12 protein-coding genes are annotated in these 12,450 nt (G+C 66.7%); 4 read left to right on the top strand and 8 right to left on the bottom strand.

Translation table 11 applies throughout. The features are described 5' to 3' along the window. From ACWHMB_RS14585 to ACWHMB_RS14550, 8 genes are all read right to left on the bottom strand, one after another. Nucleotides 1–561, bottom strand: coding sequence for a DUF2857 domain-containing protein (locus ACWHMB_RS14585; protein ID WP_292998695.1), 561 nt, complete (start codon nucleotides 559–561; stop codon nucleotides 1–3). 13 nt (nucleotides 562–574) lie between these two features. After that, nucleotides 575–2,254 (bottom strand): ParB family protein, encoded by a 1,680-nt coding sequence (locus tag ACWHMB_RS14580; protein ID WP_447648572.1) that lies wholly within the window; start codon nucleotides 2,252–2,254, stop codon nucleotides 575–577. Beyond that, nucleotides 2,247–2,504: a hypothetical protein gene (locus ACWHMB_RS14575; RefSeq protein WP_106503206.1), complete on the bottom strand. Its 258-nt coding sequence runs from the start codon at nucleotides 2,502–2,504 to the stop codon at nucleotides 2,247–2,249. Before ACWHMB_RS14575 ends, ACWHMB_RS14580 begins: the two co-directional genes overlap by 8 nt. Then, nucleotides 2,488–3,354 (bottom strand): ParA family protein, encoded by an 867-nt coding sequence (locus ACWHMB_RS14570; RefSeq protein WP_292998701.1) that lies wholly within the window; start codon nucleotides 3,352–3,354, stop codon nucleotides 2,488–2,490. The genes ACWHMB_RS14575 and ACWHMB_RS14570 overlap by 17 nt, the downstream gene beginning before the upstream one ends. A 39-nt stretch (nucleotides 3,355–3,393) precedes the next feature. Then, a complete protein-coding gene (locus ACWHMB_RS14565) occupies nucleotides 3,394–3,612 on the bottom strand; it encodes an AlpA family transcriptional regulator (RefSeq protein ID WP_292998703.1) in 219 nt (72 codons plus the stop codon). A gap of 129 nt (nucleotides 3,613–3,741) precedes the next feature. Continuing rightward, nucleotides 3,742–4,500 (bottom strand): ATP-binding protein, encoded by a 759-nt coding sequence (locus ACWHMB_RS14560; protein ID WP_292998705.1) that lies wholly within the window; start codon nucleotides 4,498–4,500, stop codon nucleotides 3,742–3,744. A gap of 528 nt (nucleotides 4,501–5,028) precedes the next feature. After that, nucleotides 5,029–5,943 carry a LysR family transcriptional regulator gene (locus ACWHMB_RS14555; RefSeq protein ID WP_292998707.1) on the bottom strand — a complete coding sequence of 305 codons (915 nt, stop codon included), beginning with the start codon at nucleotides 5,941–5,943 and terminating at the stop codon, nucleotides 5,029–5,031. A 271-nt stretch (nucleotides 5,944–6,214) separates the two neighbouring features. Next, nucleotides 6,215–7,702, bottom strand: coding sequence for a short-chain fatty acyl-CoA regulator family protein (locus ACWHMB_RS14550; RefSeq protein WP_377483874.1), 1,488 nt, complete (start codon nucleotides 7,700–7,702; stop codon nucleotides 6,215–6,217). 115 nt (nucleotides 7,703–7,817) lie between these two features. Between ACWHMB_RS14550 and ACWHMB_RS14545 the strand changes: the two genes are divergently transcribed. From ACWHMB_RS14545 to ACWHMB_RS14530, 4 genes are read left to right on the top strand one after another with little or no spacing between them, the layout of a single operon-like run. Continuing rightward, on the top strand, nucleotides 7,818–9,326 hold the full coding sequence (locus ACWHMB_RS14545; protein WP_373716160.1) for a CoA-acylating methylmalonate-semialdehyde dehydrogenase: 1,509 nt from the start codon (nucleotides 7,818–7,820) through the stop codon (nucleotides 9,324–9,326). Nucleotides 9,327–9,344: 18 nt separating this feature from the next. Next, entirely contained in the window at nucleotides 9,345–10,505 is a 1,161-nt protein-coding gene (locus ACWHMB_RS14540; RefSeq protein ID WP_292998711.1) for an acyl-CoA dehydrogenase family protein, read from the top strand. A gap of 16 nt (nucleotides 10,506–10,521) precedes the next feature. Beyond that, the gene (locus ACWHMB_RS14535) at nucleotides 10,522–11,310 is read left to right on the top strand and encodes an enoyl-CoA hydratase (protein WP_292998713.1); all 789 of its coding nucleotides are present in this window, start codon (nucleotides 10,522–10,524) and stop codon (nucleotides 11,308–11,310) included. Continuing rightward, complete coding sequence (locus tag ACWHMB_RS14530) at nucleotides 11,310–12,443, top strand: enoyl-CoA hydratase/isomerase family protein (protein ID WP_292998715.1); 1,134 nt, start codon at nucleotides 11,310–11,312, stop codon at nucleotides 12,441–12,443. Before ACWHMB_RS14535 ends, ACWHMB_RS14530 begins: the two co-directional genes overlap by 1 nt. The last annotated feature ends 7 nt before the right edge of the window (nucleotides 12,444–12,450 follow it).

Here is a 12,450-nt window from a genome sequence, read left to right as displayed (position 1 = left end):
CTATACCAGCCCCTGGTCGATCCAGTTGCGTATCGCCGACCAGATCACCGACATCGGCAGGCTCAGGGTCTCGGCCAGGTCCATGGTCAGCGCCAGCATCGCCATCTCGTCGTCCAGCGCGATGCCGCGCTCCGTGACGCCAGCCTTCCACTGCTTCCATAGCGCCGTGTCCTGCGCCTCGTCCAGCACCGGATGGCGCCCCTTGCGCTTGGGCAGGCCGAGGATGTCGCGGCGCAGGGCCACCTCCTGATGCGTCAGGCCGTAGAAGCGGCTGACCATCTCCGTGCTGGCTCCCAGGCGCAGCATGCGGTCGACCGTCGCGATCTCGCGCTCCACATCATGCACCTGGCTCAGCAATCGCTTGAGCACTTCGCGATTGACCGACACCGAGCACCACGAGACAGTGGCGTTGACCAGCATGCTCACGAGTTCGGGATGCTTCAGCGCATCGAGTTCTTCCTCGCCGAAGCCCATCGCTTTGCAGCGTCGTAGTTGCCCGTTGCGCAGGTCGTGCAGCGCCTGCGCGATTACGGCCTGGTTGAGCGGGTGCGGTGCCGACATGGCCGATCTCCGCTCAGGCGCCGTGGCCGGAAGCGCTGGCGCCCGCGCCGGCTTCCAGATCCAGAAGCCGACGCGCCAGGCGCAGCAGCCGGAACAGTTTGACCAGCCCGGCATCGCTCAGGCGAGGGTAGGCGCCGCCGCCATACAGCAAGGGCGCCAGATCATCGGCGAGCCGGGCGCGATCGAGTCCGGCTGCGGCACGTGCGGCGCACAGCGCCTGCAGCAGCGTCAGCACCGCCCGCGCAAACGGCGGCATCGCGCGCGCAGCTGGCGGCGTCACGCAGGCGAAGCCGATGCCGGCGTCGCTAGGCTCGACCTGTTCGGCCACGCTGGCTTCCTCGGCGATCTCGCGCGCGAACTGCGCGATGTGCACGCGCAGCCGATCCGGTACGTCCAGGCCCGGCTCGATGTACCAGACGTCCGAGATGGGGTAGAGCCCGCCCGCCTGGACGGGAATCGCGCGCAACGCGTCAGCCTCGAAGTCGGGCAGCTTGTCGCCCATCTGGTCGGCGACCATGCGCTGGATGGATTGCAGGCGTTCGGTGGTCGGCGCCGGCGACACGATGTGGCCCTGCAGGCGCTCGTCGTGCTGCTCGTTCTGCTGCGTGCCTTCGGCGCCAACGGCCAGTGCTGCCTTGCCAGTACCTGCCGGCACGGACGCACGAGGCTCCGACGACTGCACTGAAGGACCAGCCGGCGACGAAGCCGATGAAGGTTGCCGCAGCTCGGGGGCAGGTGCGGTTGGCGCCGCAGGTCGTGCTGCCGCTGGCGGCGCCGGATCGCTGGTCAGCGCACGTTGCCGGCTCTCCGTGTCGTCGATCTCCAGGGCCAGCGTGTCGTAGTCCGCTTCCAGCAGCTCGGCCATCTGGCCTACCAGCTCGTCCTGCACGCGCTGGGGTGAGAAGTCGTCCGGCTGCGTGTCGAACTGCGCGAGCACGTCCTGGAACAGCGCGGCGAAGTCCATCGACAGGCTGCGGCCCAGCGCACGCCGCTCCCAGGTGCGCTCGCAGGCCTTGCGCAGCACCGCGAGCCGCTCGACCTGGTGCCGCCCCAGCCCGCCGTACAACAGGTTCGGGATCGCCGGCAGCAGGTAGTGCACCGCGTCCTGCATGCGGCTGATGTGCGACTGCGGCAGCGGGAAGCCATCGGCCGTGAGCCGCCGCGCCAGCTCGCTCTGCGACAGTGGCTGGCCGCTGTCCCGCCCCATCTCCTGCTCGTAGAACTCGCGTGCCTTCTCCACGCCCAAGGCCCGCTCGATGAAACTCAAGCCCCCGCGCAGCTCGTTCTCGGCCAGGTGGCCGGTGAGCATCACCACCTCGCCGCGCTGCGGCCAAGGGCGGAACAGGCAGGAGATGCGGAAGAAGCGTTCGTCCTTCGTCTCGCTCCACAGCTCGCGCAGGATAGCCAGGCGCGTGTTGCCGCCGTTGCGGATGATGTAGTGCGGCTCGCCGGGCCGGCGCGTGATGGCAGGCGGCGCGTCCAGCCCGCGCTCGCGGATCGACGCCTTGATGTCCTCGTAGGCTGGGTTGCGCGTCACGCGCGGGTCATGGTCATAGGAGCGTAACTGGTCCAGCGTTACGACCATCGGCGTGTTGGCGATGGGGTCGGTCAGGGCCGCGGCAGAAGGGCCGCTGCGCTCGAAGCCCGAGGCCAGCAGCTTGGCGGCCATGTCGTCCGGCGTCATGTCAGCCATGGCCGTTCTCCTGCGGCGATGCCTCGGCAGCCTGCGCCTGGCGGTCGGCGCGGCGAAGCTGCGCACGGGCATTGCGCTCGGCGCGGTGGTCGCTCGCCATCGAGCTGGTGTAGATCGGCGCGCAGCCCGGCTTCGTGAACAACAGGTGCCCGCCACGGGTGCGCACCACCTTCCATCCTTCGCTCAGGGCAAACTCGATCAGCACTCGCAGCCGCTTGTGGCCGCGGGCCAGTTCATGCTCGCTGGCCACGGCCGACGCCTCCTGTGCTGCCTCGGCCGGTGACGAGCGCGAAGCGCTCATGCCACGCCGGAAACAGCTCGCCGGCCAGCGCGCGCATGGTGTCCAGCGCCGCGGGGGCGGAGCGGCCCGCCGGCTGGCGGTACTCCACCCGATGCACCGGCAGGCCCTGCGTGGCAGCGCGCGGATAGGCCTCGATAGCCGGCACGTCGGTGTCGAGCACACGCACGCCGGACTGTCCCTGGAACACCTGCCGCAGCGCCTGCTGGATCAGCCGCGCGTTGGATGACACCGAATGCACGCGGTTGATGAGCAGATGCAGCGGCGGTGGCTCAATGCCGAGGTGCCGGTACGGCGCGATGTCCTCGATGAGCTGCAAGGTGCCGCGGCGCAGCTCGCGTGCCGCGAGGATTTCCGGCGTCACCGGCGACAGTGCCAGATCCGAGGCCAGTACCGCCATTTCGAGCAACACGCTGCGCGCGCCCTGGGTGTCGATCAGCAGCAGGTCGTAGCGCGGCGCGAGCGTGGGCACCAGGTGACGCAGTCGCAGTCTGCCGTCCGGCGCATGCAGCAGCAGCGTGTTCAATTCGCCGCGGTCGTCGTTCGACAGCACCAGGTCCAGCCCGGCGATGGCGGTGTGCGACACCAGTTGCTCGGCGCGCTGCTCGTTGTAGGCCAGCATCTCGTAGATGCCGGCCGGCGCACGTTCGGTCAGCGTGAAGTAGCTCGACAGCGTGGGCTGCACGTCCAGGTCCAGCAGCAGCACGCGCAGCCCGGAGTCGGCCGCGAAGCCGCCCAGGTTGGCCGCCGTCGTGGTCTTGCCCACGCCGCCCTTGGTCGAAATGATCGAAACCACCTGCATGGGCTTCTCCCGGTTGATTGGCATGTGCCGGAAGAAGCGTCAGGCGCGCTCGTTGAGGCGTTCGGCGATCCACTGCTCGATCTCCACCGAGTCCCAGCCCACGGCGCGCACGCCCAGGCGCAGCGCCTTGGGGAACTTGCCTTCCTTCATGAGGCTGTAGATGTGGGCGCGCTTGAAGCCGGTCTTGGCCTCGACTTCGGCGCGGCGCAGGATGCGGTGCTCGGCCGGCGCCGCCGTTGCTGTGGTCTGCGAAGACATGAGAGACACTCCTTGACGCTCACTGGCGCTGTTCGGAAAGTGCCTCGCATTGAATAGACGGCCGCCGTCGGAATCACTGCAATTGCAGAAGGCGCGACTGCAATTGCAGAGCGGGCCCGAGGACGCAGGTCAGCGCGACGCTTCGAGGTGGCGGCGCGCCTGCGCGAGCTTGCTCCACAAGGTGCGTTCGCTCAGGCCCGGCCGGCCCTCGTGGTGTGCAAGCAGTGCGCTCACCACGGCATCCAGGCTGTGGAACGACGAATAGGCCGCGCCCGAGGGCGACTTGCCCAGCAGCAGCGTCAGCAGCCCGCCGATGATGTTGAGATAGGTCGTTTCGCTGCGCAGTCCCGGCCCGCGCGAGGTGCCGTTGGCATCGCCGCGCGCCGCCTGCTCCTTCGCCAGGGCTTCATGCGCGGCGCGCAGCGCCTCGTGCACCTGCAAGAGTTCGGCGAGTTGCACCTTCGCCGCTTCGCGGTCGGCCAGCAGGATGTTGAGCGTGTCCACGCTCACCAACGGATGCACCGCGCGTTCAATCTCGTCAAACAAAAACCCCGGCCGCTCGCCGGGGTAGTAGTGGGTCATCCACGCTTTGAGGTCCACATGGCGCACGGTCAGTTGCGGATCATCCAGCGCCGGCCGTTGACCGTCCATTACGATACCGTCCCTGCCGCCGGCCAGCTCGCCATGCGTCAGCGCGTCGAAGATGCGGTCGGCATATAGGCGCAGCAGTGGCCAGCGCGGAAACTCGCCGGGCTCCGGCATCGCGCGCTGCCTCAGCGTTTGCAGAATGCGTTGCTCGAATCGCAGCAGCCCGCACCAGCGGATCGCCGCTTCCATCGGGCGGTAGTAGGTCTTAGCACCAAAGGCAAGGCTACTCGATTTCGTCATCGCGCTCTTCCCATCGTCGGATCGACAACTGGCAAGCGCGCACGGCCCACGTGGGCGCGGCGATTGCCCTGAACCCGATCGAGCGCGGGCCGGCCGGCACATGGTGAGCGTTGGGTTCGGCGCTGAAGCCGAGCGTCGCACAAGGGGCAAACACTTCTTGCGATGCCCGATACGCCCCACCATAATGCGCCTGCGAAAAATCTTGTTACCGGCGCAACGATTTGAAATGTCGCGCGTCCATCGACGGTGCCGCGCTCAACCGGAAAACCAGGGCAAATCTTTCGTAGGAAATGGGGGAAGGTAAAGCGTCAATGCGTCTGCCGGATGAGCTGGTTTGCATCCATGCAAAGCTCATGCGTTCTGCGTCAGCGCGCTGACCTCGCCAGTTCACAGGCATCAGCCTCTGGTGCCATGCGGATCGCCCTAGTCCTTAGCCGTCTACCGCAGTGACGCATGAGTGTCGGATAACGATGCAGGTCGGGTCTCGCGTCAGACCGAAATTGCATCATCCGATCTAAAGCCCCTATGTCATACCGGACGTTGATCGCCAGCATCTTGTGTGCCAGCAACCCGTTCCGCGCGGTCGATGAATTGACGCAAGGGTTCCGGTATGACGCCATGCGGCCGCAGCAGATGCGTCGTCAACGAGGCGTCCCGTTCTGCAAGCGGTCGTGCCACCACATCGGCTTGCGTGCAGCCTTCGAGATGCGCCGCGCTGGAAAAGCCCACGCCATAGCCCGCGGCCACCAGGGCCAGCATCAGCGAATGGGTGCTGACGCACTCGGTGATCGTCGGCCGCACGCCTGCGGAGCGGAACAGATGTTCCCGCTGCTCGTGGCAACCGTCGCACACCTGCGGGTCGCACAGCACCAGCGAATACTTCACCACTTCCTGCAGCGGAACTTCCTTGTATGCCAGCAGTGGGTGCCGCGCCGGCAAGGCCACCAGGAACGGGTCGCGCCACAGCGGCACCGCCACGATCTCGCCTTCCACGTGTCCGACCGACGCAAGGCCGGCGTCGAAGAAGCTCGCAGCGAGCCCGTCCAGGAGTTGCGCCAACGGCACTTCGGACAGCCGGATGCAGACCTCCGGCGCCTCCTGGCGGCACAGCGCAAGCAGCGCCGCCAGACGCGTGCGCCCGATGTCGCCCGCCAGCCCGATGCGCAGCGTGCCGTGATAGCCCGCCGCGACGGCCCGCGCGCGGGCCTGCGCCTGCTCGCAGGCCAGCATCACACGCCGGGCATCTTCCAGGAATACCTGCCCGGCTGTGGTCAGACGCACGCCGCGTCCGTTGCGGTGGAGCAAGGTCACGCCAAGGTCGGCTTCCAGGCGACCGATCCGGCGCGATAGTGGCGACTGCTCGATGTGCAGGCGCTTCGCGGCCCGGCCGAAGTGCAGTTCACCGGCCACCGCGATGAACGCCTCGATATGACGCATGTTCATATTTGTTTTCTCCCATCTATCAGGCCATACACGTCCAACACGCGCAGCGCGCTGGGAGGGTGGCGCCGGTTGCCAGGCGTGCGCCCCAGTGCCAGTGCGACGGACGCGCGCGCTGGCCAGCAGCACTGAACCCGAATGCTGGCGGCCGAATCAACCTGCGGGCACTGAGGAGACAAGAGGCTAGTGCTACACCACACCAATCCCGACAGGCCGCATACGATTTCTGACAGTCGCACGCCATGCTGCTTCGGCCAAATGCTCTGTCATGTCGTTAGCCAGGACTGAACCTGTACGACACCAGCGACTCCCTGTCGCTGTCTGCTACCAGCAGCTTGCCCGCCGGAGGGAACGCTCGCTGTACGCAGTGCTCCCGCGGACACACGCGACAACCGGGCCCAATGAGTACAGCCTGTGCTGAGCGGCCGAAGTCCAGTCCGTCCGCATAGACAAGCTCACGCGCATGCGCGAGATCGCAGCCCAGGCCAATGGCAAAGAGCTTGCGCTGAGCCCGAAAGCCACCGCTGCCGTGCCGCTCGATGGTGCGGGCGATGCCGAAGAAGCGGCTGCCATCGGGCATCTCGGCGATCTGGGTCAGGATGCGGCCGGGCTGGGCGAAGGCCTCATGTACGTTCCACAGCGGGCAGGCGCCACCGTGGCGGGCGAAATGGAAGCTCGTGGCACTCTGGCGCTTGGAGATATTGCCCGCCTGGTCGACTCGCACGAAGTAGAACGGTACGCCGCGAGCCCCATTGCGCTGCAGCGTGGACAGTCGGTGGCAGATGGTCTCGAAGCTGACGTGGAAGCGCTGCTGCAGCAACTCCACGTCATAGCGGCAGCCGCGCGCGGCGTCGAGGAAGGCCCCGTAGGGCAGCAGCACCGCACCAGCGAAGTAGTGGGCCAGGCCCTGGCGGGCCAGCGCGCGCGTTGCATCATCGGAGAAGCCAGCTTCGCGAACTTCGGCGGCGAAGGCGTCGGCCGCAGCCAGCAGCGCGTACTGCGTGGCCATCTGGAAGGCTTGTTGTGCATCAGTCAGATGCGACGGCAGGCTTAGGCGTCGGCGGCGGGCATCGTAGTGACGCAGCAGGCCAGCGTCGCCTGGGTCAGTTAGCGGCTCGACGGTCACGCCGCAGCGTTGCAGCAGGGCCTCGCGTAGCGACGCGGCACGCTCGGCTGGCTGTAGCACCAGATCCTGCGCGAGCGCTTCGGCCAAGCGATCCAACCCGTCAATGTAGTTGTTGCGCCGGTTGAAGAAGTCGCGCACTTCTTCGTGCGGCAGCGGCGCCGTCCACGCGGGAGGCTGGCCGGTACCGAGATCCTGTCCCTGCTCGCCGTAGAAGCGGTCGATGAGTTGGGCGTGCTCATCCTGCAGGCGCTGATGGCGCTGGTACAGCGCCACATAAGCCTCGGCCAGTTCGGGCGCCTGCTCAACGAGGCGGGCAAGCTGAGCGGCATGAGGAGGGTCGTGGCCGAGCGTGCGGTCGTTCAGCGCGGCATCCAGCTCGGTGAGCAGCCGCTTGTCCTGCTCCTCAGAGAACTGCGCGACGTCGCCGCCGAAGACCTCGGCCAGCTTGAGCAGCACGCCGGCCGTGACGGGTCGTTGGTTGGTCTCGATCTGGGAGATGTAGCTCAGCGACAGCTCCAGCCGGGCCGCGAGTTGGCTCTGGTTCCAGCCCAGTTGTTCGCGCAGCCGGCGCAGGCGCGGGCCGACGAAGAGCTTTCGGCCGGGTGCATCCGACTTTGCAAAGTTCGCAGCTTTCACGGATTGATTGCGAAGTGATTTGCAGTTTTTCCTTTTCACATCAACCACTTGTTGATCGATGTGAAGCGTGTGGATAGATTCTGTGTGAAATCAATTGACCTGTCTAGGAGACTTCATGAGCCGCGATAACCTGCCCCATGTTCCGTTGCTAATCAACGGCGAATTCGTGCAATCCAAGAGCACCGAATGGCGCGAGGTGGTCAACCCGGCCACCCAGGAACGCCTGGCGCGCGTGCCCATGGCCACGGCCGATGAGGTCGCAGCGGCCATCGCGTCGGCCCAGGCCGCTTTCAAGACCTGGCGTAAGACGCCCATCGGCCAGCGCGCGCGCATCTTCCTGAAGCTGCAGCAACTCATCCGCGACAACATCAAATCCCTCGCCGCAACGCTGACCGCCGAGCAGGGCAAGACGCTGGCTGATGCCGAGGGCGACGTGTTCCGCGGCCTCGAAGTGGTGGAGCACGCCGCCAACATCGGCAGCTTGCAGATGGGCGAGCGCGCCCACAACGTGGCCGGCGGGGTAGACACCTACACGCTGCTGCAGCCCCTGGGTGTGTGCGCCGGCATCACACCATTCAACTTTCCAGCCATGATCCCGCTGTGGATGTTTCCGATGGCCATCGCCACCGGCAACACCTTCGTGCTCAAGCCCTCGGAGCAGGACCCGCTGGTGACGATGCGCCTTGTGGAACTGGCGCTGGAAGCCGGCGTCCCGCCCGGCGTACTGAACGTGGTGCACGGTGGCGAGCACGTCGTCAACGCGCTGTGCGACCACCCGGACGTGAAAGCGATCTCCTTCGTCGGCTCCACCCGTGTGGGCACGCACGTCTACGAGCGCGCCAGCCTGGCCGGCAAGCGTGTGCAGTGCATGATGGGCGCGAAAAACCACGCCATCGTGCTGCCGGACGCACACAAGGAGCAGACGCTCAACGCGCTTGCCGGTGCTGCTTTCGGCGCTGCCGGCCAGCGCTGCATGGCGGTTTCGGTGGCCGTGCTGGTGGGCGAAGCCCGCAAGTGGGTGCCTGACCTGGTGGCGCGCGCCAAGAAGCTCAGCGTGGGTGCCGGCGACTCGGCATCAACGGACGTCGGCCCGCTGATCTCCTGTGCAGCGCGCGAGCGCGTCGAGGCGTTGATCGCCCGAGGTGTCGAGGACGGCGCCCAGCTGGAGTTAGACGGCCGCATACCGTCGCTGCCCGGCGCACTGAAGGAAGGCAACTTCGTCGGCCCGACCATCTTCAGCGGCGTGAGGCCGGGCATGTCGGTCTACGAGCAGGAAATCTTCGGCCCGGTGCTGTGCATCGTAGAGGCCGAGACGATGGATGAGGCCATCGCGATCACCAACGCCAACCCGAACGGCAACGGCACGGCCATCTTCACGCAGTCGGGCGCGGCGGCTCGCAAGTTCGAGGAGGAGATCGAGGTGGGCCAGGTGGGCATCAACGTGCCTATCCCAGTGCCTGTGCCGCTCTTCTCGTTTACCGGCTCACGCGGCTCCAAGCTGGGCGACCTGGGCCCCTACGGCAAACAAGTGGTCCTTTTCTACACGCAGACCAAGACGGTCACCGCGCGCTGGTTCGAGGACGACGTCAGCACGGGCGTCAACACGACCATTGCGTTGAAGTAAGCCCGAGCCGGCACCGCGATGGAATTCGAGCTGAACGAAGAACAACGCGCCTTTGGGGAGGCTGCGCGCACGTTTGCCCGCAGCGAGCTGGCGCCGTTCGCGGCCCAGTGGGACCGCGAGCAGGCATTCCCGCGTCAGGCCATCGCGGCAGCGGGCGAGCTGGGCTTCTGCGGGCTGTACGCGCCCGAGCGCATCGGTGGCCTCGCGCTGCCGCGGCTGGATGCCACCGTCGTCTTCGAGGAACTGGCCGCGGTCGATCCATCGACGACAGCCTTCATCACCATCCACAACATGGCCACGTGGATGCTGGGTAGCTGGGGCAGCGATGCCGTTTGCGAGCGCTGGGGACACGATCTGGCCAGCGGCCGCAAACTCGCCTCCTACTGCCTGACCGAACCCGGTGCCGGCTCCGATGCTGGCGCGCTGAAGACGAAGGCGGAATGGGACGGCGAGCACTGGGTCATCAACGGGGGCAAGGCCTTCATCTCTGGCGCCGGTGTCACCGACGTGCTGGTGCTGATGGCGCGCACCGGCGGCGCCGGACCGGCCGGCATCTCGGCCTTCGCAGTGCCAGCCGATGCGCTAGGCGTCAGCTACGGCAAGAAGGAGCACAAGATGGGTTGGAACAGCCAGCCCACACGCGCCATCGCGTTCGACAACGTTCGCGTCGGCCCCGAATGCCTGCTGGGCGAGGAAGGCCAGGGCTTCCGCATTGCGATGAAGGGGCTGGACGGCGGACGCATCAACATTGCGACCTGCTCCGTTGGCGGCGCGCAGGGCGCGCTTGACGCCGCGCGGCGTTACCTGCACGAGCGCCAGCAGTTCGGCCAGCCGCTGGCCAGTCTGCAGGCGTTGCAGTTCCGCTTGGCGGACATGGCTACCGAGCTGGTTGCCGCGCGCCAGATGGTGCGCCTGGCGGCATTCAAGTTGGATGCGTGCCACGTTGAGGCCTGCACCTACTGCGCGATGGCCAAGCGCTTCGCCACCGACATTGGTTTCGCCGTCTGCAACGAAGCCCTGCAACTGCACGGTGGCTATGGCTACCTGAATGAGTTTCCGCTGGAACGGCTGGCACGCGACACCCGCGTGCACCAGATTCTCGAAGGCACCAACGAAATCATGCGCGTCATCGTCTCCCGCCGTGTGCTGCAGGAAGACGCGGGCGACGCGATCCGCTAACCCACTCCCACCAACCATGACCACCCAAGACTACCCCGGCCTGCTGCTCGAAAAGCGCGGCCATACGGCTCTCATCACGCTGCACAACCCGCCTGCCCATACCTGGACGGCCGAGAGCCTGACCGGGCTCGCGCGTCTCGTGCGCGACCTCGACGCCGACCGCGACATCTATGCGTTGGTTGTCACTGGCGACGGCGAAAAGTTCTTCAGCGCCGGTGCTGACCTGAAGCTCTTCGCCGATGGCGACAAGGGACGCGCCGCGACGATGGCCCAGCGCTTCGGAGAAGCCTTCGAGACGCTGGCCGCCTTCCGGGGCGTCAGCATCGCCGCCATCAACGGCTATGCGATGGGTGGTGGGCTGGAATGCGCGTTGGCCTGCGACTTGCGCGTCGTCGAATCGCATGCGCAGCTCGCGCTGCCCGAAGCCAGCGTGGGTCTACTGCCTTGCGCGGGCGGCACGCAGTGGTTGTCCTGGACCATCGGCGAGAGCTGGGCCAAGCGCATGGTGCTGCTCGGTGAACGCGTAGACGCCGCCACGGCGCTGCGAATTGGCCTGGCCGATGAACTGGCCGAGAAGGGTCAGGGCCTGGCTACCGCACTCGCGCTGGCCGACAAGGTTGCCAAGCAGAGCCCCAGCGCCGTGCGCGCCTGCAAGCGCCTAATCCAGGGAGCACGCTACGCTGGCCCGCATGGCCAGTTGCCATCTGAGCGTGAGGCGTTCGTCGCTCTCTTCGATACCGAGGATCAGCGTGAAGGCGTGGGCGCCTTCCTCTCCAAGCGCGCACCACAGTGGAAGAACGGCTAATGAGCGACGCGCCTGTCTTGTTTTCCGAGATCGCGACCGCTGGCAGCCACTGCTTCGGTCGCGCGACACTGAATGCGCCGGCTAGCCTCAATGCACTGTCGCTGCCGATGGTGGATCTCCTGGATGCACAGTTGCGCGCCTGGGCGGTCGACCCTCAAATTGCCGGCGTCTGGCTCGACGCGGCGGGTGACAAGGCCTTCTGCGCCGGTGGCGACGTGGTGGGCCTCTATGGCGCCATCAAGGCCACGCCGCGAGGCGAGGTGCCGGCCGAGCCCGCGGCCTTCTTCGAGCGCGAGTACCGGCTGGACTATCTCATCCACACCTATCCCAAGCCCATTGTGTGCTGGGGCCACGGCATCGTGATGGGCGGTGGTATTGGGCTGATGGCTGGCGCCTCTCACCGAGTTGCGACGTTGAAGACGCGGCTGGCGATGCCTGAGATCACCATCGGCCTCTACCCGGATGTGGGCGGCAGTTGGTTCCTCGCGCGCCTGCCCGGTGGCCTGGGCGAGTTCTTGGCGCTGACCGGTGTTTCGCTGAACGCCGCCGACGCGCTGGAGGTCCAATTGGCCGACTTCGTGCTGCGGCACGAAGACCAGGGTGCCGTGCTGAAAGCCATCGCAGCCGCCCTTTGGCAAGGCGATGCCGAAACCGATCGTGCCGCGCTGAGCCGGCTCTTGCAGGCCAAAGCGCTTCGGCCGACCGAACTTCCGGCGTCGCCGGTCCGCGAGCACCGTGATCGTATTCGCGAGCTGGTTGGTCAGCACCAGCGCTTGCAGGATCTGGCGCCACGCCTTACCGCCTTGACGGCGGATGCCGATCCTTGGTTGGCCCAGGCCGGCACCGCCTTCACCAAAGGCTCCCCAAGCTCGGCCGAGCTGGCGCTGGCGTTGCAGCGACGGCTGCGCCACGGCTCCCTGGCCGAGGTTTTTCGTCTCGAATGGCAAGCCTCGGTGGGTTGCTGCATGCACGCGGACTTCGCCGAGGGCGTGCGCGCATTGCTGGTCGACAAGGACAAGCAGCCACGCTGGCAGCCAGCCACCCTTGACGCATTGGATGAAGTGGGCTGGCGTGCACACGTCGCTGCCCATCTGCAGCCGCGCGGCACTAACCCGCTCGCGGACTTGTTCTGAACGACAC

The sequence above is a fragment of the Ottowia pentelensis genome (genome assembly GCF_964341695.1).
This window is presented reverse-complemented; position numbering and strand designations above follow the sequence as displayed.